Source organism: Paenibacillus radicis (ex Xue et al. 2023) (assembly GCF_024722015.1).
In the GTDB taxonomy this organism is placed as follows: Bacteria; Bacillota; Bacilli; order Paenibacillales; family NBRC-103111; genus Paenibacillus_S.
Map to the genome: position 1 here is coordinate 15,507 of NZ_JANQBD010000018.1, position 21,488 is coordinate 36,994.

The 21,488-nt window shown below is 45.3% G+C and carries 18 protein-coding genes; 17 read left to right on the top strand and 1 reads right to left on the bottom strand.

Translation table 11 applies throughout. The features are described 5' to 3' along the window. Positions 1-60 precede the first annotated feature (60 nt). From recJ to NV381_RS23190, 13 genes are all read left to right on the top strand, one after another. Complete coding sequence (recJ, locus tag NV381_RS23130; RefSeq protein ID WP_258215657.1) at positions 61-2,505, top strand: single-stranded-DNA-specific exonuclease RecJ; 2,445 nt, start codon at positions 61-63, stop codon at positions 2,503-2,505. Continuing rightward, positions 2,502-3,014 carry an adenine phosphoribosyltransferase gene (locus tag NV381_RS23135; protein ID WP_258215658.1) on the top strand — a complete coding sequence of 171 codons (513 nt, stop codon included), beginning with the start codon at positions 2,502-2,504 and terminating at the stop codon, positions 3,012-3,014. The genes recJ and NV381_RS23135 overlap by 4 nt, the downstream gene beginning before the upstream one ends. A gap of 205 nt (positions 3,015-3,219) precedes the next feature. Beyond that, complete coding sequence (locus NV381_RS23140; RefSeq protein ID WP_258215659.1) at positions 3,220-3,528, top strand: hypothetical protein; 309 nt, start codon at positions 3,220-3,222, stop codon at positions 3,526-3,528. A gap of 185 nt (positions 3,529-3,713) precedes the next feature. Next, the gene (locus tag NV381_RS23145; protein ID WP_308862174.1) at positions 3,714-4,688 is read left to right on the top strand and encodes a CotH kinase family protein; all 975 of its coding nucleotides are present in this window, start codon (positions 3,714-3,716) and stop codon (positions 4,686-4,688) included. Between the two features lie 141 nt (positions 4,689-4,829). Next, positions 4,830-7,019, top strand: coding sequence for a RelA/SpoT family protein (locus tag NV381_RS23150; RefSeq protein WP_258215804.1), 2,190 nt, complete (start codon positions 4,830-4,832; stop codon positions 7,017-7,019). A 45-nt stretch (positions 7,020-7,064) separates the two neighbouring features. Then, entirely contained in the window at positions 7,065-7,505 is a 441-nt protein-coding gene (dtd, locus tag NV381_RS23155) for a D-aminoacyl-tRNA deacylase (protein WP_258215661.1), read from the top strand. Positions 7,506-7,607: 102 nt separating this feature from the next. Then, entirely contained in the window at positions 7,608-7,784 is a 177-nt protein-coding gene (locus NV381_RS23160) for a hypothetical protein (protein ID WP_258215662.1), read from the top strand. A 241-nt stretch (positions 7,785-8,025) separates the two neighbouring features. Continuing rightward, positions 8,026-9,972: an FAD-dependent oxidoreductase gene (locus tag NV381_RS23165; protein ID WP_258215663.1), complete on the top strand. Its 1,947-nt coding sequence runs from the start codon at positions 8,026-8,028 to the stop codon at positions 9,970-9,972. Positions 9,973-10,432: 460 nt separating this feature from the next. Continuing rightward, positions 10,433-11,689: a histidine--tRNA ligase gene (gene hisS, locus NV381_RS23170; RefSeq protein WP_258215664.1), complete on the top strand. Its 1,257-nt coding sequence runs from the start codon at positions 10,433-10,435 to the stop codon at positions 11,687-11,689. Positions 11,690-11,732: 43 nt separating this feature from the next. Continuing rightward, positions 11,733-13,511, top strand: a complete 1,779-nt coding sequence (gene aspS, locus NV381_RS23175; RefSeq protein WP_258215805.1) for an aspartate--tRNA ligase — start codon at positions 11,733-11,735, stop codon at positions 13,509-13,511. 76 nt (positions 13,512-13,587) lie between these two features. Beyond that, on the top strand, positions 13,588-14,337 hold the full coding sequence (locus NV381_RS23180; RefSeq protein WP_258215665.1) for a tRNA threonylcarbamoyladenosine dehydratase: 750 nt from the start codon (positions 13,588-13,590) through the stop codon (positions 14,335-14,337). A 242-nt stretch (positions 14,338-14,579) separates the two neighbouring features. Next, positions 14,580-15,905, top strand: coding sequence for a replication-associated recombination protein A (locus NV381_RS23185; protein ID WP_258215666.1), 1,326 nt, complete (start codon positions 14,580-14,582; stop codon positions 15,903-15,905). Positions 15,906-16,166: 261 nt separating this feature from the next. Beyond that, positions 16,167-17,510, top strand: coding sequence for a hemolysin family protein (locus tag NV381_RS23190; RefSeq protein WP_258215667.1), 1,344 nt, complete (start codon positions 16,167-16,169; stop codon positions 17,508-17,510). A 74-nt stretch (positions 17,511-17,584) separates the two neighbouring features. Here the strand turns inward: NV381_RS23190 and mnmA are convergent, their stop codons facing one another. Further along, positions 17,585-18,673: a tRNA 2-thiouridine(34) synthase MnmA gene (mnmA, locus tag NV381_RS23195; protein WP_258215668.1), complete on the bottom strand. Its 1,089-nt coding sequence runs from the start codon at positions 18,671-18,673 to the stop codon at positions 17,585-17,587. Positions 18,674-18,844: 171 nt separating this feature from the next. Between mnmA and cymR the strand changes: the two genes are divergently transcribed. Genes cymR through NV381_RS23215 form a run of 4 tightly spaced genes read left to right on the top strand, consistent with a single transcriptional unit; the run spans position 18,845 to position 21,217 of the window. Then, complete coding sequence (gene cymR, locus NV381_RS23200; RefSeq protein WP_258215669.1) at positions 18,845-19,264, top strand: cysteine metabolism transcriptional regulator CymR; 420 nt, start codon at positions 18,845-18,847, stop codon at positions 19,262-19,264. Between the two features lie 27 nt (positions 19,265-19,291). Then, complete coding sequence (locus NV381_RS23205; protein ID WP_258215670.1) at positions 19,292-20,440, top strand: cysteine desulfurase family protein; 1,149 nt, start codon at positions 19,292-19,294, stop codon at positions 20,438-20,440. A 47-nt stretch (positions 20,441-20,487) separates the two neighbouring features. After that, positions 20,488-21,009: a PRC-barrel domain-containing protein gene (locus NV381_RS23210; protein ID WP_258215671.1), complete on the top strand. Its 522-nt coding sequence runs from the start codon at positions 20,488-20,490 to the stop codon at positions 21,007-21,009. A gap of 10 nt (positions 21,010-21,019) precedes the next feature. Further along, the gene (locus tag NV381_RS23215; RefSeq protein WP_028549805.1) at positions 21,020-21,217 is read left to right on the top strand and encodes a hypothetical protein; all 198 of its coding nucleotides are present in this window, start codon (positions 21,020-21,022) and stop codon (positions 21,215-21,217) included. The last annotated feature ends 271 nt before the right edge of the window (positions 21,218-21,488 follow it).

Here is a 21,488-nt window from a genome sequence, read left to right on the forward strand (position 1 = left end):
TATACAGTGGTAAGTTGAGCATAGTTGTTTTATGTGCTTACGGACTTAGGAGGTAACGGCATGCTTCACGCTAGAGCAAGGTGGAACACAAACAAGGCGGATGCCGATCAGGTCGAACAATTTGCGAAGGAACTTGAAATTGAGCCGCTGCTAGCACAGTTGCTTATTGTTCGGGGAATAACCGAAAAAGAGCAAGCCGCAGCCTTTTTATATGGAGGAACGGATCGTATACATGATCCGTTCCTTTTAGATGGGATGGAAAAAGCAGTTAATCGTATTCGCCAAGCGTTGAAGAATGGGGAAAAAATTCGGGTGTATGGCGATTACGATGCGGATGGGGTTAGCAGCACCGCATTGATGGTGCATTTGCTGAAGCAGCTGGAGGCTTCATTCGATTACTATATTCCTCATCGAGTGCTTGAAGGCTATGGTTTGAATAAAGCTGCACTAGCTGCAGCCCAGGAGCAAGGAATTCATTTAATAATAACTGTCGATACTGGAATTAGCGCGGTTGAAGAGATTGCTTATGCTAGAGAACTTGGGATCGATGTCATCGTTACAGACCATCATGAACCGCCTCCGCTATTACCTGATGCTTATGCAGTAATAAACCCCAAGAAGCCGGGCTGCTCCTATCCTTTTAAACAGCTTGCAGGTGTAGGAGTAGCGCTCAAGCTTGCACAGGCTCTATTGGGATATTGGCCGGAGCAATTATTAGAGTATGCAGCCATAGGAACTGTGGCGGATTTGATGCCGTTGTTGGATGAAAACCGGATTATAGTTAAGCTTGGTGTTAAGCAAATGCAGTCTACTTCAAATTCAGGAATAAGGGCGCTGCTTGATGTGGCGGGAATTAAGCCTAAGGATGTTAATGCAACGCATATCGGCTTCGCCTTAGCGCCGAGAATTAACGCAAGCGGGAGACTGGATAAGGCGGATCATGCTGTACGGCTGCTAATTACAGATGATGAGCTGGAAGCTGAAAATGTAGCATTCGATTTGGATCAGCTTAACAAAGAAAGACAGCGGCTCGTGGAAGAAATGACGAAGCAGGCTATGTCGATGATGGAAGAGAAGAAAGCGGCAGGCATCGAAAATAAGGTCATCGTGTTAGCTCATGAGGACTGGAACGTAGGTGTGATTGGAATTGTCGCATCGAAGATTGTCGATAAATTTTATCGCCCGACAATTATTCTGGGTATTGATAAGGAATCCGGCTTAGCCAAGGGATCGGCTCGTTCAATTGCCGGCTTTGACTTATATCAAGCTTTACACCATTGCGGGGATCTGATGAAGCATTTTGGAGGCCATCAAGCGGCAGCAGGAATGACTTTGGAAAGAGAGCATCTGCCCGAGCTTGAAGCAAGGTTAAATGTTTTGGCGGAGGAGTGGCTGACTCCAGATGATTTGTTGCCTTTGCTGCAGGCAGATTTGACCTGCTCGCTTGAAGAAATCGGCTTGAAAACGATTCAGCAGCTGGAGCAGCTTGGCCCATTCGGCATGGGCAATCCTACACCCAAGTTTGTGCTGTCGAATATAAAATGCCAAGAGCTCAGAACCATTGGGAAAGAGCATCAGCATATCAAAGTTACGCTTCAGCAGAGTAAAGCTGAAGCTGCGGCCGCGGCTACTTTGGATGCAGTGGGGTTTAATAAAGGTACAATGATTCCGTGGATTTCATCAACTGCAACATTGGATGTAATAGGTGAGCTGTCTATAAATGAATGGAACGGTGTACGCAAGCCGCAGATGATGATACAGGATTTGCGGATTCCACACATACAACTATTTGATTGGCGAGGAGCGTCAAAGCTTGAGCATAAACTAAGCGAGCTTGCCGATAGATTGTCTGGGGCGCACACAGGGGAGAAGAAGAGTCCCGCTATTCTCATATTCCATCAAGAGGGAATAGCCTTGATGGATAAATTTGGTAAATTACCTGTTTGGCGAGTGGATAAGTCAGTGAAGGGCGGTTGTATTGCTCTTAATGAGCAAGCGCGACAGCAGTCCCTTGAATCCATCTATGATCTTATTTTATATGATCTTCCGGAGGATCTCCCACAGTTAGCCGGGGCTCTCCTGATGGCTCAAAATGTTCAGAGGGTTTATGCAGTATTCGAGGGTGGAGATAGAAATACTGGAACATTGCCCTCAAGAGATATGTTTAAAACGGTTTATGGGGCTGTGCAGCAGCAAAAAGTGCAGCGCTTGCCGAGCGCTTCTTTTCTCCAAGTTCTGTCCAAACGCTCAGGCCTTTCCCCAACATTAATTCAGTTTATGCTGGATGTGTTTATGGAACTGGGGTTAATCAACCGGACTGAAGATGGCTATATGCCTGCGGTGAATACCGGGAAGAAGGAGTTAAGCCTATCCTTATTGTACCAACGTCGCCAGAATGGTATTGAGGCCGAGCAAACGTTGCTTTATTCCAGCGCACATGAGCTGCTTCAATGGCTTTTAGACCAAAGGAAACAAACTATTCAATTATTGGAGGATATCATATGAATTTCAAGGAATACATTCGCGTTATTGAAGATTTCCCTCAACCGGGAATTAGCTTCAAAGATATAACTACATTGCTTCAAAATGGTCCGGTCTACAAAGAGGTCATTAACGAACTGGCTCGCCAATTAAAGGATGTTGAAATTGATTGTATCGCGGGGCCAGAGGCTCGTGGCTTTGTAATCGGTGCACCGCTGGCTGTAGCTTTGGGCGTTGGTTTTATCCCGATCCGCAAGAGCGGTAAGCTGCCTGGCGAAACCATTGAAGCGGATTATGCTCTAGAGTATGGTAAGGATAAGCTGGCTATGCATAACGATGCTATTAAACCTGGGCAAAAGGTGTTGATTGCCGATGATTTGCTGGCAACGGGCGGAACCATTGCAACCTCCATTAACCTTATTCAGCAGCTAGGTGGTAACATTGTCGGTGCAGCGTTCCTGATTGAACTGGCTGATTTGAACGGAAGAGAGAAGCTTGGCAATATTGATGTGATTTCTTTGGTTACCTATTAATTGGGAAGTGCAACCCTATTTAATTGACTATCAAGTCCGATACCTTGTGTATACGGGCTTTTTTGTTTTAGGACCCTCAAACCTTGATGAGAGTAAAGAAATTCAATTTATATTAAACTTGTTAATGAAATTTGTAGAGTTGTCCATGTCATCTATTCTATTTTTTTCATAAGCTATACTATCTTATATGAGGAGGTAGTTTACTATGGCTAGAATAAAGTGCGGTTGTAACAAGAGGAATCGCTCTGTAAAAAACCGTTCTACAGGTAACAGATCTGTAGGAAACCGATCAATAGGCAACCGATCCGGATTATTCCACTCAATAGGCAACCGGTCAGTTGGAGTATGTCCTATAGCAATAGGTAACCGGTCATTCGGAAACCGTTCCGGGCAATTCCGCTCAATAGGCAACAGATTAAATGGTATAGGCCGTATTTGTCCATGCGGACATCATTTGATTGGCAATCGCTCTATAGGTAACCGCACCAGAGGAAATGAAGTTGTAGAAGAGTAGAACCAGTGGCAGTAGCGGACTTAGTTGAATAAATTGAATTACCGTATAAAGTCTATCGAATCTGATAGGCTTTTTGTTTTTTCAATGAAGGGCGGAATTATGTGATGGAATGGATCACTCGAACTATAACCATAAGCCCCAAGCAACAAGAGCTGCTGCAAAAAAATGTTTGGAGTCCGAATTTTGTGCAGGCTTACATGGTCATACAAGGAAAAAAAGAGTTGGTTAAACTGCGGTACCGCGGCGGACATACAAGGGAATACCCAAAAAAATCATACGAAATTATATACAAAGGTAGAACCTATCATTACAATGCGGAATACGATGACCCCTCTATGATTAGGAATGCGTTATCCTTTCAATTTTTCCAATGGATTGGTGTGCCAAGCCCAAAAACCCGTTACTGTCTTCTTAAAATCAACGGACAAAGTTTGGGAGTTTATTTAGAAATTGAAGCTGTGGACAAACGTTTTTTCAGACAAAGGGGGATTCCGGTTCAATCCCTGTTTTATGCCGGAAATGATAGTGCCAATTTTGGACTTTATAATCCGGATTCACAAAGCAAAAAGGCTTCACTATTCCAAGGCTATGAAAGGGTTATTGGCAAACAAGCAGACATAAATCGTTTAAAGTCTTTTATTCTTAAGATCAACACGCTTAAAGGCAAGGAATTAGGACGATACTTGGATCAAAGACTCGATATTGATAACTATTTGCGTTGGTTGGCGGGTGCGGTTTTTACAGGCAATTATGACGGTTTTGATCAAAATTACGCGATTTATCTTCATCAAACAAGACTTAAATATCGGATGATCCCTTGGGACTATGAAGGCACTTGGGGGCGGAATTGCTTCGGAAAACAAATCGGAAGTGATCTCGTTAAAGTGACCGGATACAATGAGCTTACAAAAAAATTGCTGGCATTTCCTCTAATCAGAAAAAAATATAAACTTTTACTTAATCATATTTTGAAGCGGCATTTTACAGTAAAAAAGATCTTGCCGGCAGCTAAGCTAATGACACGTCATATTGCTCCGCATATTCACAGCGATTTAACTAGAAAATGGGCATTATCTGTATTTGACGGTGAGCCTGAGATGATTCGTAGTTATATCTTGGAGCGAAGGAATTTTATAAAAGAAGCGATTAGAAATCTTTGATGGTATTGCTCCGCTAACACTTCTGGTAATAATAGGCTCTTGTTATCGACAAAATATGTCGAAATAGCGCAAATAAGTTGACGGCACCCCTATTTGAAAGGCATAATGAATTAAAATCGAATTAAGGGAATGGATAAGCGAATGGGGATTGAGCAGCTTCTTGAGAAAGCGTCCGGCTTTATAAAAGAAAATGATTTGAAGCGTATAAGAGAAGCCTATGAGTTTGCGGAACAGGCGCATTCCGGCCAAGTTCGCAAGTCTGGTGAACCTTATATTTTGCATCCATTAGCGGTTGCCGAAATCTTGGTTAATATGCAAATGGATACGACTTCAATCATAGCGGCGCTGCTTCATGATGTTGTCGAGGACACAACGGTATCTCTCGAAACGGTTAACGAAAAATTCGGTAAAACCTGTGCTATGCTCGTTGACGGCTTGACTAAGCTGGAGAAAATTAAGTTTAAGAGCAAGGAAGAGCATCAAAACGAAAATTACCGGAAAATGTTTGTAGCGATGGCTCAAGATATCCGTGTTATTTTAATTAAATTGGCGGATCGCCTTCACAATATGCGTACATTAAAGCATCAATCCGAGGAAGCTCAACGCCGGATAGCGGATGAAACGCTCGAAATATTTTGTCCAATTGCCCATAGACTGGGTATTTCTGCGATTAAATGGGAGATGGAGGATATTGCTCTGCGTTATTTGAATCCGCAGCAATACTACCGAATCGTCAACCTGATGCAGAAAAAGCGAACGGAACGTGAGCAATATATAGCGGATGTTATAGATAATGTTCAAGAGAAGCTGTCTGAAATGGGAACGGAAGCGGATATTTCAGGCCGGCCTAAGCATATTTACAGTATTTATAAGAAAATGACTGCGCGTAATAAGCAGTTTAATGAAATTTATGATCTGCTCGCGCTTCGTATCATTGTCGAAAATATTAAGGATTGCTACGCAACACTCGGTATTATTCATACGCTGTGGAAGCCAATGCCCGGACGCTTCAAGGATTATATTGCCATGCCCAAGCCGAATATGTACCAATCGCTTCATACAACGGTGATCGGGCCCAAAGGTGAACCGCTTGAGGTACAGATCAGAACCTTTGAAATGCACAAAACATCCGAGTACGGCGTAGCCGCGCACTGGGCTTACAAAGAAGGCAGTCCAGTGCCGTCAGGAACATTCGAGGATAAAGTCAGCTGGTTTCGTGAAATTCTCGAGCTGCAGCAGGATGCAGAGGATGCTTCTGAGTTCGTAGAATCGTTGAAAATGGATTTTTTCTCCGATCTTGTATTTGTATTTACGCCCAAAGGCGAGGTTATCGAGCTTCCGGCCGGCTCCGTTCCGCTTGATTTTGCCTATAGGATTCATACGGAGGTGGGCAATCGAACGATCGGCGCCAAAGTCAACGGACGTATTGTACCTCTTGACCATAGGCTGAAGACAGGCGATATCATCGAAATTTTGACATCTAAGCATTCGTATGGACCCAGTCAGGATTGGATTAAGCTGGCGCAATCCTCACATGCGAGGAGCAAGATACGCCAATGGTTTAAGAAGGAACGACGCGAGGAGAATGTTGAGAAAGGCAAGGATGCGATTGAACGTGAGCTAAAGCGGCTCGGTATAGAACCGCATACGCTGATGAAAGAAGATGAATTATTCGAGGTTGCCAAAAAGTTCAATTTCCACGAAGTTGAGGATATGTTCTCTGCTGTTGGTTTTAGCGGTATTACGGCCGCTCAGATTGTAACTCGTCTGACCGAGAAGATGCGCAAGGAAGCGGAGGAAGCTCAGCTCAGTGCGATGCAGCTTACGAACGAGATTAAGGAAGTTAAAGCGCCTGTTGAGCGAAAAGGACGCCCTACACATGGTGTTCGGGTTAAAGGTGTGGATAATTTACTAGTTCGCTTCGCAAGATGCTGTAACCCGGTGCCCGGCGACTCCATAATTGGATATATTACACGTGGTAGAGGCGTTTCCGTTCACAGAGCGGATTGCACGAATATTCCTGCTCCCGAAAGCGGTGACGAGAGCAACCGGATGATTGAGGTTGAATGGGCGGATTCCGTAGAGGCCAATTATAATGTGGAAATTGAGATTACCGGCCATGACCGCAGAGCACTTTTAAACGAAGTACTGCAGGCGGTTTCGGAAAGTAAAACGGTTATGTCAGCAGTTTCCGGCCGTTCGGACAAAAATAAGATGGCCGTTATTCATATGACCATTCTTATCCGTAATATTGAGCATCTGCATTCCGTAGTTGAGAAAATAAAGAGGGTTAAGGATGTTTATTCCGTGCAGCGGATTATGCAGTCCTAAAGCAAGTATAAAAGCAAGTATATTTAAAAGTGAGGGTGTAAGAGGATGCGAATTGTAGTTCAGCGCAGCAAGCAGGCCCATGTAACCGTTGATGGGGCGGCTGTAGGTGCTATTGAGCACGGACTTGTGCTGCTGGTAGGCATAACGCATGACGACACGGAGCAAGATGCACGTTATGCTGCGGAGAAGATTGCAGGACTCCGTATTTTCGAGGATGATTCAGGCAAAATGAATCGTTCAGTTACCGAAACGGGGGGGCAAATTCTATCAGTCTCTCAGTTTACTTTGTACGGAGATTGCCGTAAAGGAAAGCGGCCCAACTTTATGGCTGCGGCTCGTCCTGAGCAGGCCAAGCCTCTCTACGAGCGGTTTAATGAGCTTTTGCAGGAGCAAGGCTTGAAGGTTGCAACGGGGATATTCGGAGCTATGATGGATGTTTCTCTAGTTAATGATGGTCCGGTTACGTTAATTATTGAAAGCCGCTAGCAGCAGCTGGCGAATCGACTTCGTTCACGATTGGTTAAGCTGGGACGGATTTGGACAAAATAAGCATATCCTTACACAACTAGATTAAGGAGCTTATTCGCCATGCAACAATCCGCCAAAGAAAAAATCGCTACGATGCCGGTACAGCAGCTGCTGGCCTGCAGTGTGGCAGATTCGACAGGTATGATCGCTGCCGGGCTAAGCGGGAATGAGCTGCATGCGGATTATTCCTCGGTTAGCGAACAAATGAAGCAGCAGCCGCGTAAAACCTTTCGTTAATAAACAGTAAGTCGAGTAGACCTCCGGAGTGACAGCCTTCCCCGAAGGTCTATTTTGACGCGTTTTATTAATCCCCACCTAAGCTGCACTGGGATCAGCTCTTTTAGGATAAACGGAGAGAGTTGCTTAGGGAATTTATATGAAATAAGCAATTATAACAAAAAAATTGTAACCAAATGTAATTAGTAACGTTAATAGTATATACCGATTCATGGAAAATACATAGCTTATGAGGTGCAAAATGGGAAAATCAGGTTATTCTAACGGAAATCTAAGAGGATGGATACTCGTTATAATTGCAGTTTTGCTGGTGGCTGCTGCTGGTGCTGCAGTCTATTCACTTGTTGTTAAAAAAGCGGGAGCCGGCGGCCATCGACAGGCATTAGTGGAAGTGAAGTCTTCAAAGGATATCAAAAACAATTATGATGTTATTGTGGTAGGGACAGATCCTGAAGGGGTTGCAGCTGCTGTATCCGCAGCGCGGAATGGGCTGAAAACGCTGCTGGTTGAAACTAGAAATCGTGATGTTCTGGGAGGGCTTCTTACCGAGGGCTGGTTAAATAGTATCGATATGAACTATGAGCCAACGAAAAATTTGATCTCCAAGCACGATATTATGAATAAAGGGATTTTTAGCGAATGGTATGGCAAAATTGAAGGAGATTCCTTCGATGTGACTACTGCGGCCAATGCATTCTATGAATTAGTGTCAAAAGAGAAAAATATCGATTTGTTAATGAAAGCAAAAGCCGTTGATCCAATAACTGCTGCTGCAGGAGGCGCTGCAAAAGTTAGCGGGGTTACAGTTACTAAAGCAGACGGCAGTAAGCAGGCAATACAAGCCAATTCCGTTATCGATGCAACACAAGACGGTGATATTGCTGCTGCAGCCGGAGTACCTTTCACAACAGGCCGCGAGGATCTTGCCGATCCGAAAAGCAGAATGGCTGTTACAGCGGTATTCCGATTGAACAATATAACACCGGAACGGTGGAAGCAGTTTGGCAAAACCATTGCTGCCGAGGACAAAGGGCAGGGGAAATACGGGATCAATGAAAAGAGCCTATGGGGCTTTGATAAAATGCAGGAATATCCTGCTGTCAATAAAGAGCGTGTTCGTATGCGCGGGCTAAATGGCGGTTTGCAAAATGATAATACGATGCTTGTAAATGCTCTGCAAATTTTTAATATCGATCCGTTTGACCCTAAATCCAGAGAGGAAGCGCGGAAAATCGCCGAGGATGAACTGCCGCATGTGCTTGCCTACTTGAAGCAGCAGTATGCTGAGTTTGAAGGTGTTGAATTAGCCGGGATTGCTCCGGAGCTGTATGTACGTGAATCACGGCATATGCAAGGTGAATACAGACTTTCGATAATAGATCTGCTTGAAAATCGGGATCAGTGGGATAGAATCGCATTTGGCGGTTATCCGGTCGATATTCAGCGAACAAGCCCTAAGGATAACGGTGCTGTTGTTATAGACCCTGATAAATATGCGGTGCCTTTCCGCAGCCTGGTTCCGCTTAAAGTAGACGGACTGCTTGTAGTCGGCAGGGCAGCCAGTTATGATACCTTGCCACATGGAAGCGCACGGGTCGTTCCTGTCGGTATGGCTGAAGGAGAAGCTGCGGGTGCGGCAGCTAAGCTGGCACAAGAGCAAAATGCCACATTCCGGCAAATGTCAGCATCCAAGGAAACAATCGCCAAACTCCAGGATATATTGAATAAGCAAGGAATGGATCTGAAGCCATTTGCCATTAAAGCGGCTCCGTATATGGAGCATAAATCTTATGCAGGTTTGAAAACAGCTATTACCTTAGGGCTTTCGACCGGCGGCTACAAAAATGAATTTGAACTGGACAAGCCTTCCAATCAGCAAAGAATGGTAAATGTGCTGGAGGGAATGCGCAAATTTAATCCGGCCGCTATGGCGGGGAGTGCCGCGGCGGTCATTTCGGGGGTAAAGGAGCCTCAGAAGCAGCCAGTATCCTTGGATTCTGCAGCGCAAATGATTGCCAGCTTGCTTAAGCAGAATATCCCGCAAGGCAAATTTGTGGAGGGATTGCAGGCAACTGGTTTCATTAGCAAAGCTACGGTGGATTCGATTTCCAACAAACAAGAGCTTACCAACGGAGACGCTTATATGTTGATTAACGATGTATATAAGCAGCTGAAAACGGCAAAATAAAGATGCTTGATGGCTAAGAAGCTGAATTAATAAGGCTTAACTATGCAATTTGCTTGACTTTGCCAAATTTCGATATTACAATTATGGTTATTGAAAATGAACAATGATCTGTTGAAGGGAACAAGTACTTCGAATCTTGCATATCCAGAGAGAGAAGCCTTAGCTGAAAGCTTCTTTATGCGAACCGGACGAACAGACCTCCCGGAGGACAAGCGGGGAACCACAGGAATGATTGCTGTGTAGTAGCTGTTTTGCGTAACGCGGGCGTTAACCGCTTTGAGTGTGTATCTTAATGCTATTCGACATTCTGTTACGTCGATATGTGGCTTAAGGCACGAATCGTGGGTGGTACCGCGGGAGAATAAGAATGAACAATCTCTCGTCCCTGACTTAATCGTCAGGGGCGAGGGATTTTTTTCATTGTATGGCATTTTCAGACAGAGAGAAAGGAGTACTTGACATGAGCATTCAAAAGCCAAAAGGTACGCAGGATTTACTGCCTGGTGAAATTGAGAAATGGCAGTATATCGAAGCAAAAGCACGGGAGCTGTGTGAAAGGTTTAATTACCGGGAAATTCGCACCCCGATCTTCGAGCATACAGAGCTGTTTCAACGCGGTGTTGGAGAAACGACTGATATCGTCGAGAAGGAGATGTACACCTTCTTGGACAAAGGAGATCGCAGCATTTCCTTGCGACCGGAGGGAACTGCAGGCGTAGTTCGCGCTTATGTGGAAAACAAGCTGTATGGGGAGCCGGATGTCAGCAAGCTGTATTACATCGGTCCGATGTTCCGCTATGAGCAGCCTCAGGCAGGACGATACCGCCAGCTGCATCAATTCGGCGTCGAGGCGTTCGGATCTGTCGATCCGAGCATCGATGCGGAAGTTATCGCTTTGGGCTATACCTTCTATGACGAGGTTGGCATCAAGGATGTGACGGTTGAGATCAACTCGGTCGGGAATCCTTCCTGTCGGGGCGTGTACAAGGAGAAGCTTCAGGAGTTTTTTGCTCCGGTCAAGGATAAGCTGTGCAAGGATTGCCAGTCCCGTTATGAGCGTAATCCAATGCGTATTCTGGATTGTAAAATAGATCAAAAGTACGGTGAAGGCGCTCCAACCATTTTGGAATATCTGGATGAAGAGTGCACCGTTCATTTTCAAAGCGTACAAAATCATTTGTCCGCAATGGATATTCCATTCCGTATCAATCCAAGATTGGTTCGGGGGCTTGATTACTACACTCACACTGCTTTTGAATACAAAGCAGCAGGTATTGGCGCCATTGATACGATAGGCGGCGGAGGACGTTACAACGGTCTTGTCGGTCAAATCGGAGGCAATGATCAGCCAGGTGTCGGACTGGGTCTTGGCCTGGAGCGGACGCTGCTTATATTGCAGGCACAGGGTGCCAAGCTTCCCCAGGTGAAGCCGCTTGACGTGTACTTGATTGGGTTGGGTGAAGCAGCGGAGAAGGAAGTCACCAAGCTTCTGCAGCAGCTGCGGCTGGCAGGCTTGAGGGCGGAGAAGGATTATCTCGGCCGCAAAATTAAAGCTCAGATGAAATCCGCTGACCGTTTTAAAGCATCATTTGTTGCCATACTTGGCGAGGATGAGCTGGCCCGGGGTGAAATTACAATTAAAGCAATGGCCACCGGGGAACAGCAGACGGTGCAGCTTAATCAAGTGACACAAGTATTGCAGGAGAAAACTTTATAATTTTATTAGGGTTAACTATAATCTGGAGGCTGATGGAATCATGATGTTAAAAACACACCATTGCGGAGCGCTTACGAAAGCGAACGTGGGAGAAACCGTTATATTAAACGGTTGGGTACAAAGAAGACGCGACTTGGGAGGCGTATTGTTTATTGATCTGCGCGACCGGAGCGGACTGGTACAAATCGTATTTAACCCGGATTTCTCAGGCGAGGCGTTAACAACAGCGGACCGTGCCCGTAACGAATACGTGCTTGCTGTCAGCGGCAAAGTGGTAGAGCGTGACGCGGCAACCGTCAATTCGAATCTGGCAACAGGTGAGATTGAAATTCAAGTCACGGAGATTGAAATATTGAACGCTGCTAAAAATCCTCCATTCTTTATTGAGGATGGCATTGAGATCGACGAGTCATTGCGCTTAAAGTATCGTTATTTGGATCTGCGTCGTCCTGAAATGCAGCGTACTTTGGCGCTTCGTTCAAAAGCGGCAAAAGTGTTCCGTGATTTCCTTGATGAAAACAGCTTCCTTGAAGTTGAAACGCCAATTTTAACCAAAAGCACACCGGAAGGTGCCCGTGATTATTTAGTTCCAAGCCGTGTGCATCCTGGTGAGTTTTTTGCCCTTCCACAATCACCGCAAATTTTCAAGCAGCTTTTGATGGTGAGCGGTCTTGAGCGTTACTATCAGATTGCTCGCTGCTTCCGCGATGAGGATTTGCGTGCTGACCGTCAACCTGAATTTACGCAGGTCGACATTGAGACTTCCTTTATGTCGCAGGATCAACTTCTGAACTTAATGGAAGAGCTGACGGTAAAACTGTTCAAGGAAACGACTGGAACGGATATCCCTCGTCCTTTCCAACGTATCAGCTATGCGGATGCAATGGGCAAATACGGTTCTGACAAGCCGGATCTGCGGTTTGGTCTTGAGCTTCAAGATGTGTCAGATATTGTTGTGAGTTCAGGCGTTAAAGTATTTGCCAGTGTCGTGGAAAAAGGCGGTCAGGTTAAAGCGCTGAACGCGAAAGGCTGCGGGGCCTGGAGCCGCAAGGAGATCGATGATCTGGGCGTGTATGCTTCGCGTTACGGGGCAAAAGGCTTGGCATGGGTTGTTCTGAAGGAAGGCGAGATGAAGGGACCTATCGTGAAATTCTTCTCAGAGCAGGAGCTGGAAGCTTTGAAAGAACGACTTGGCGCCGAAGAAGGAGATTTGCTGCTGTTCTCTGCTGATACCAAAAAAGTGGTAGCGGATGTGCTCGGAAACCTTCGTTTGAAAATCGGACGTGAGCTTGGTCTTATTGACGAGAACGAATTCAAGTTCGCATGGGTTGTTGACTTCCCGCTGCTTGGCTACGATGAAGAAGCCAAACGTTATGTGGCTGAGCATCATCCGTTCACTCGTCCTAAAGAAGAAGATCTGCATTTCTTCGACACAGATCCGGGACAAATTCGCGCGCAAGCCTATGACCTTGTATTAAACGGCTATGAAGTAGGCGGCGGCTCAATGAGAATTTACAAGCGTGAAGTACAAGAGCAGATGTTTGGGGCGCTTGGCTTCTCCAAGGAAGAAGCTCAGGAGAAATTCGGCTTCTTGCTGGAAGCTTTTGAATACGGAACGCCTCCGCATGGTGGTATTGCTTTTGGTTTTGACCGTTTAGTCATGTTAATTACCAAGCGTACCAACCTGCGTGAAACTATCGCTTTCCCAAAAACAGCAAGTGCAACAGATCTTCTGACAGATGCGCCGGGAACGGTTGACGATAAGCAGCTGGAGCAATTGTCCATTCGCGTAGCGTTGAAGCAGCCTGCATCCAAAGCTTAGGTTATTTTAGCCAGAAGCGAAGTTCCATGGGAAATAAGTTAAAATGCTAAGAGTTTAAAATAAGGAGGGCAGCCCTATGCTGCACCAATTTTCGAGAACAGAGCTCGCTATCGGGCCCGAAGGCTTGGAGGTAATGCGCAACAGCTGTGTAGCCGTTCTTGGCATTGGCGGAGTCGGCGCTATTGCTGCCGAAGCATTGGCCCGCACAGGTGTCGGACGTTTGATCCTGATCGACAAGGATGTCGTAGACATTACGAATATCAATCGTCAGGTTCATGCCCTTGTGTCAACGATCGGACAGCCCAAAGCGGATTTAATGCGCGATCGGATTTTGCAGATTAATCCGGAGTGTGATGTTACATCTCTGCGCATGTTCTACACAGAGGAGACCTATGAGCAGCTGTTTGCTTATCCGCTTGATTATGTAATTGACGCTTCAGACACGATAAGCTACAAAATCCATTTGATCAAGCAGTGTCTGGAACGGAAAATTCCGATCATTTCCAGCATGGGTGCTGCTAACAAGATGGATCCTACGAAATTTCAGGTGGCGGATATTTCCAAAACCACAATGGACCCATTAGCTCGTGTCATTCGACATAAGCTGCGCAGAGAGGGTATTAAGAAGGGCGTAAAGGTAGTTTTCTCGACCGAGCAGCCAATCAAGCCACGTGAGGACGTTACTCAACGGATCGTGCCGCAAAATGCCCCTGAAATCCGTAAGGCTAAGCAGCCGCCGGCAAGCAATGCATTTGTACCGCCAGTTGCCGGTCTAATTGCTGTTAGCGTGGTAGTGAAGGATTTGCTGGACAAAGCGGATCTTTAACGAATTTTGTTGAATAGAGAAGCGAATATCAAAAACATGCTTCACAGAGCTGCTTGTTCTGTGGGGCATGTTTTTTTTCTGTTAAATGTGTGACACATGAACAGGTATCTCTTTGAAAACGGGAGCAGGATGGTGGGAGATTGCTAAACAATCCCAGTAGACTTTGTTTATTTATTAATGTCATTTATAATAGAGTAGACAATTAATAGCCTTATCATTTCAAACAAGGTTGTGAGTATAGAATGGATTTGTTTTCATTAGCGGCTGAAGAGAGTCCTATGGGCAAGCTGCTGGCGGACCGGATGAGGCCGGTGACGCTGGATGAATATATTGGGCAAGAGCATATTGTTGGACGCGGGAAGCTGCTGAGGCGGGCGATTGAAGCTGATCAGGTTACCTCGATACTATTATATGGACCACCCGGAACAGGTAAAACTACACTCGCTAACATCATTTCCCATGCAACTAAGGGTTCTTTTGTTAAGCTTAATGCTGTTGATGCTACTGTAAAAGAAGTTCGCGATGTGATTGAGCAGGCTAAAAATAATAAGGACCTCTATGGACGCAAAACGATTTTATTCCTGGATGAGGTCCATCGCTTTAATACGTCCCGGCAGGATGCCTTGCTTCCTGCCGTAGAGCAGGGGATCATTATCTTCATCGGAGCAACGACAGAGAACCCCTTTCACCATGTGAACGGGGCTCTGCTGTCGCGCTCCACGCTCTTCGAGCTGCACGCGCTGACGCATGAGCATTCGCTTGCGGCTCTGCGCCGCGCGCTCACCGACCGCGAGCGCGGCCTCGGGTCGCTGCCGCTCCAGGCCGCGGACGAGGCGCTCGCGCATATGGCGCGCATGGCCGGCGGAGATATCCGCCGTGCGCTCAATGCGCTCGAGCTCGCCGCGTTGACGACGCCGCCTGGTGCTAGCGGCGTCATCAACGTAACGCTGGAGGTCGCCGAGGAATCCATCCGGCGACCGACTGTGAAAGCCGACGAGTCGACGCAGTACGACGTCTTGTCGGCCTTTCACAAGAGCGTACGCGGCTCCAGCGATGCCGCGCTGTTCTGGTTCCTCTATGCCGTCGAGAAGCTCGGCATGGATCCAATGACCTTCCTGCGCCGTCTGATCGTCGCGTGCAGCGAAGATATCGGCCTTGCGAATCCTCAGGCAATGGTGCAAGCAGTGACGGCAATGGATGCCTATCACAAGATTGGTTGGCCCGAGTCCAAGTATGTCATCGCCCAAGCCATTCTGTTTGCCGTCGAAAGCCCCAAATCCAACGCAATTCCTATAGCGATTGCCAAGGTGATGAATGCTTTCGAAGCACTTGGCGCAGCAGAGGTTCCAATGCACTTGCGCGACACTCATTACAAGGGAGCAGAGAAGCTGGGTCATGTAGGATATAAGTATCCGCATGACTATCCGGGGCATTATGTGGAGCAAAATTATGTTCCGGAACGCATAAAAGGGCGTTATTTTTATGAAGCGTCCCAGCAGGGGATGGAGGAGAAAATAGGGCACAATCAAGAGCGAAGGAAAAAGCAACAGCAGCAGAAACAGCCATAATTGGTCAAGCAGGCTCATTTTTCGCCTATTTTAGGCCATTTTCGCCCTTAAGTTTAATTAGTTCAAGCTATTACGGCCCAATTTCGTTAGTTTTGAGCATACCTTGCGGTTTGACTGTATAGCTTAATAATATATAATTTATATATACTGTACTGTATTTTGTTTAATCGACTTTATAAGCTTATTTTAAAAGTCGCAAAAAAATTGTGAACTTAAGGGAGGTGTACCTATTCACTTCGAAGGAGGGGAATAGGAAATTCATTGAGTAGTGACCCTTTACCGATACTCTTGAATTTAGGTTTAGTATTGCTTTTGGTATTTGTTAACGGTTTTTTCGTAGCAGCCGAGTTTGCTATGGTCAAAGTCCGCAACAGCAGGATCGACACGCTGGCGCAGGAAGGAAACCGAAATGCCAAATTTGCCAAAATAGTAATGGGCAACATGAATGCTTACTTATCAGCCTGCCAACTTGGGATCACATTAGCGTCCCTTGCGTTAGGCTGGATTGGCGAACCTGCAATTGCTGATCTGCTCAAGCCGGTGCTGCTTCCGCTACAATTCCCTGAAGCGATTGTTCATACGATATCCTTCGTGATCGCTTTTACAATTATTACGGCCTTTCATATAACGTTAGGCGAGCAGTTTCCCAAAACATACGCGATTCGTATGTCTGAGAAAGTAACTTTATTATCTGCGGGACCTTTAATATTCCTTTATAAACTGATGTATCCTTTCATTTGGTTTCTTAACGGCATTTCCAATTGGATGCTGCGCAGAGCAGGAATTGAACCTACGGATGAGCACGATACGGCGCATACGGAAGAAGAAATCCGTGTGTTGATGAAGGAAAGTAATAAAAGCGGACTTATTGATAATACGGAATTAACATTGATGGACAATATTTTTGATTTTGCTGAAACGAATGCGCGGGAGATTATGATTCCCAGAATGGAAATGGTTTGTTTATATTCAAATTTATCCTACGAGGAAAACCGTCTCATCGCCGTTACAGAAATGCATACGCGTTACCCAGTGTGTGATCCGGATAAGGATAATATTATCGGGTTCGTCCACATCAAGGATTTGTTGAAATCCGACCGTGGAATAGAAAATATTAAAAGTATTATTAGACCTATAACCAAAGTGCCTGAATCAATGCAAATCAGCGCACTGCTTAAGCTGATGCAAAAAAAGAAAACTCAAATGGCCTTGCTGATCGATGAATACGGAGGTACTTCCGGATTGGTTACCTTCGAGGATATTATTGAGGAAATTGTCGGCGAAGTTCAGGATGAATTTGACGAAGAACGGCCGCAAATTGAAAAAAAGGATGACCATACACATTCGATAGATGGACGCATGTTGATCGAGGAAGTGAACAGCTACTTCGGTATCGAAATTGAATCGGATGATTACGATACAATCGGAGGTTGGATTTATTCTCAAGTGGAAATACCACCTAAGAGAGATCAACGGATTGGCTATAATGATTCGTATGAATTTATTATAGACGAAACGGACCAACTGCGTATTTCTCGTGTCCTTGTTAAGAAGCGAGGGCAGGAGGAACAAGCCGAATCTGAACCTGAACCCATAAGCGTATAGATAGATAATAAAAAACCATCCCCGATCACATTCAAGATGTGTGGCGGGAATGGTTTTTTATTTTATAAGTACGCTCAGTTAATTATTGTATCGATGGTTCCTCCGCCCAAGCAAACATCCCCATCATAGAATACAACGGCTTGTCCCGGCGTAATAGCTTTCTGAGGATTTGTGAAAGTAACCTCACAGCTGCCGTCTTCTTGATTGCATACGATCGTAACTCCTTGATCGGGTTGGCGGTAACGGAATTTGGCTGTACAGGAGTATGCGCCATGCGGCAAAGATCCGCTGATCCAATTCAGGTCGGTGGCACGGAGACCTCTGGAATAAAGGCTGGGATCTTTCTCTCCCTGAACAACATACAGAATGTTGTTTTCCAAGTCCTTGCCTGAGACGAACCAAGGCTCCCCGTTTCCAGAGCCGCCGATGCCAAGCCCTTGGCGTTGTCCAAGCGTGTAGTACATGAGTCCATCGTGATGACCTTTCACTTCACCGGCGGCCGTTCTCATTTCACCGGATTTGGCCGGCAAATAGCCGCTCAAAAATTCCTTGAAATTTCGTTCGCCTATAAAGCATACACCTGTGCTGTCTTTCTTCTTGGCGGTAGCAAGTCCAGCAGCTTCAGCGATTGCCCGAACCTCCGGCTTGGGTAAGTGGCCGATAGGAAACATGGCTTTGGACAGCTGGTATTGATTAAGAGCATTGAGGAAATAGGTTTGATCCTTGTTATTATCAACGCCGCGACGCAACCGGAATTTCCCGTCCAATTGGTCAACTTGAGCATAGTGGCCGGTTGCGATATAGTCAGCGCCCAACTCTAGGGCTTTATTCAGAAATTCTCCGAATTTGATTTCACGGTTGCACATCACATCCGGATTCGGTGTTCGTCCCTTGCGGTATTCATCCAAAAAGTATTGAAACACCTTATCCATGTATTGTTTTTCAAAATTTACCGTATAATAGGGAATACCGATTTGATCACATACTCTGCGAACATCCTCTGCATCCTCTTCAGCGGTGCAATTGCCGAATTCATCGGTATCATCCCAGTTTTTCATAAAAACGCCGATAACCTCGTATCCTTGCTGCTTCAGCAGCAATGCTGAAACGGAGGAGTCAACTCCACCGGACATACCGAGTACAACGCGTGTTTGTTTATTCATTTTGCTATACCTCTTTCTAGAGCATTACGTTACCCTACTTATATTAACATAGGTTTTCTATATAAATAAAATATTTCATCAATATGTCAAGGTTTTTCTCCCAATATACAGGGATATGTGATACCATATAAAAGATACATATATGTATGAAATGTAAATGAGGTGTACTATTTGAAGATTTCTACTAAAGGCCGTTATGGACTAACCATCATGATGGAACTTGCAACCAGATTTGGAGAAGGCCCCACCTCTTTGAAAAGCATTGCCGAGAAGCATCAGCTTTCTGAGCATTATTTAGAGCAATTGGTTGCTCCCTTGCGAAATGCAGGTTTGGTCAAAAGTATTCGAGGCGCTTACGGTGGGTATATTCTATCGAAAACATCGGATCAGATTTCTGCTGGCGATGTGATTCGTGTATTAGAGGGGCCAATCAGCCCGGTTGATTTCACAGAGGAAGACGATCCGGCAAAACGTGATTTATGGGTACGTATTCGTGACAGCATTGCCGGGGTTCTGGACTCTACGACATTGGAGGATCTCATCAGCTTCAAGGATCAAGGCGTAAACGATAACTACATGTTCTATATTTAAGGGAAACTTCAAGCAGACGGAGTCTTTATGACAATTATTTATTTGGATTATGCAGCTACAACACCGGTCCTTCCAGAGGTCGTAGATGCGATGCTTCCTTATTTCACAAGTTTCTATGGGAATGCATCGAGCACACACAGTGCAGGAAGAGAAGCGCGTGCTGCTGTACATCAAGCAAGAGATACAATAGCTTCTTTTATAGGCTGCACCTCCTCGCAGCTCGTTTTTACGAGCGGTGGGACGGAGAGCAACAACATGGCTCTCTTTGGTGCAGCAGCAGCTCAAGCGGGTAAGGGTAAGCATATCATTACTGTACAAACCGAACATCATGCTGTTCTTCATACTTGTGAACAGCTGGAGAGGCTAGGGTATGAAGTTACCTATTTGCCAGTAGACACGACAGGCCGGATCCGGCTGGAAGATTTGCAGCAAGCTATACGTCCAGATACGATATTAATCAGTATTATGTACGTAAATAATGAAGTGGGTACTATGCAGCCTCTACAGCAAATAGGAGAGCTCGCTAGATCTAAAGGAATCATTTTTCATGTAGACGCTGTGCAAGCTTTAGGACATATTCCGATTGACTTGAACCGGCTGCCGGTTGATTTAATGAGCTTTAGCGCTCATAAGCTTCACGGTCCTAAAGGAATCGGGGCACTTTATATAGCAAAGCATGCTAAGCTGGAGCCGTTCATGTATGGCGGCAATCAAGAGAGAAAACGCCGGGCCGGAACTGAAAATACTGCAGCCATTGCTGGATTTTCAAAAGCCGTAAAAATTATAGATAGCAACATGTATGAAATGCAACAAAAGATGGAAAAGCTACGTTTAGAAATGGTAACAAGGCTTGATCAGCTGTTGGGTAATGAACAGTTTGTAATTAATGGTCATCCTGTCGAACGGCTTCCGCACATTTTAAATATCAGCTTTCCAGCAGTTTCTACAGAATCCATGCTTATGAATCTGGATCTTGAAGGAATTGCTGCTGCCAGCGGCTCAGCCTGTACCTCCGGCTCCTTGGAAGTATCGCATGTACTGAAGGCTATGCAGCTTTCTGAAGCGATCATGAAGTCGGCCGTGCGCTTTAGCTTTGGATCAGGAACTACTTCCAAAGAGATCGAAATTGCTGCTCACAAAATTGCAACCATCGTGAACCGTATCCGTAATAATTAGTAAGCTAATCACTAATTATTAGCTGCTGTTTTTGGAGGAAGTCTTCATTGAAAAAAGCGCGTAATGTAATCGGATTGCCGATAATTTGTGTGCAATCGGGTAAACAGGTGGGTACTGCTAAGGACCTTCTAATGGGTGATGAGTGGCAGATTGAAGCAGTGCTGCTGGAAACCAAACATTGGTTCTCCGCTACAAGCTGTATCCTGTGGAAAGATGTCATTTCTTTGGGTGAGGACGCTATTACCATTAATAACGAAGAGGCAATCAGCCGTTTGGATGAGAGCATGGCCTATACTTCTTTGATTAATGGTGATCGAAAAGTGAAGGGAATGCCGGTCTTAACGATAAACGGCCAGCAATTGGGCGTCGTAGATGATGTTTATTTAGACCAAGAACTGGGTAATACTGTAGTAGGATATGAATTGACCGAGGGTTTCATTTCTGATTTGAAGGAAGGGCGTAAGTGGTTGCCCTTGCCGGAATCCGTAACTTTGGGTGAGGACGCGATAATTGTACCCGTTCATTGTAATGAGTTATTAGAAGAAATCTTCATATCAAAAGAAGAATAGGGTGATATTTATGTTACGTTGTCCAAATTGTAATTCCAAAGATATTGGGAAAATTGGTTCGCACCAGTTTTATTGCTGGGGCTGCTTTATTGAATTAACAGTAAATGGAGAAAAGATGTCCGTCTATCAAGTAGAAGAAGATGGCACATTGAGTTCTTTAGACGATTTGTTTTTTGAGGAAGAAATGCCTCAAGTACATGCCAACTAATGGATTAACAAATAATATAAACACTAATCGTATCAGCTCCTGAAGCCTTACTTAAGGTAAACGGATGGAGCAGGTACGATTTTTTTGTTTAAAATATTAGCCTTTATAAGTTTTCGGCGGAGCTGTACTTACTAACCAAGCTGCCTGCTCTATATCATTTTATTCTGCGGAGCTAAGGTTATGCTTTCTTTGTCGTGAATGTCGGGTGAACGATTAAGACTTCAAGGTTGTACATATACTGTTAGTAGAGATATGGGTTAGCAAACATTAA

Coding starts and splice junctions, on each gene's coding strand:
- NV381_RS23185 (WP_258215666.1), top strand. CDS start 14,580: ATGGATTTGTTTTCATTAGCGGCTGAAGAGAGTCCTATGGGCAAGCTG.
- aspS (WP_258215805.1), top strand. CDS start 11,733: ATGTTAAAAACACACCATTGCGGAGCGCTTACGAAAGCGAACGTGGGA.
- recJ (WP_258215657.1), top strand. CDS start 61: ATGCTTCACGCTAGAGCAAGGTGGAACACAAACAAGGCGGATGCCGAT.
- mnmA (WP_258215668.1), bottom strand. CDS start 18,673: ATGAATAAACAAACACGCGTTGTACTCGGTATGTCCGGTGGAGTTGAC.
- NV381_RS23215 (WP_028549805.1), top strand. CDS start 21,020: ATGTTACGTTGTCCAAATTGTAATTCCAAAGATATTGGGAAAATTGGT.
- NV381_RS23150 (WP_258215804.1), top strand. CDS start 4,830: ATGGGGATTGAGCAGCTTCTTGAGAAAGCGTCCGGCTTTATAAAAGAA.
- hisS (WP_258215664.1), top strand. CDS start 10,433: ATGAGCATTCAAAAGCCAAAAGGTACGCAGGATTTACTGCCTGGTGAA.
- NV381_RS23165 (WP_258215663.1), top strand. CDS start 8,026: ATGGGAAAATCAGGTTATTCTAACGGAAATCTAAGAGGATGGATACTC.
- dtd (WP_258215661.1), top strand. CDS start 7,065: ATGCGAATTGTAGTTCAGCGCAGCAAGCAGGCCCATGTAACCGTTGAT.
- NV381_RS23135 (WP_258215658.1), top strand. CDS start 2,502: ATGAATTTCAAGGAATACATTCGCGTTATTGAAGATTTCCCTCAACCG.
- NV381_RS23180 (WP_258215665.1), top strand. CDS start 13,588: ATGCTGCACCAATTTTCGAGAACAGAGCTCGCTATCGGGCCCGAAGGC.
- NV381_RS23205 (WP_258215670.1), top strand. CDS start 19,292: ATGACAATTATTTATTTGGATTATGCAGCTACAACACCGGTCCTTCCA.
- NV381_RS23160 (WP_258215662.1), top strand. CDS start 7,608: ATGCAACAATCCGCCAAAGAAAAAATCGCTACGATGCCGGTACAGCAG.
- NV381_RS23140 (WP_258215659.1), top strand. CDS start 3,220: ATGGCTAGAATAAAGTGCGGTTGTAACAAGAGGAATCGCTCTGTAAAA.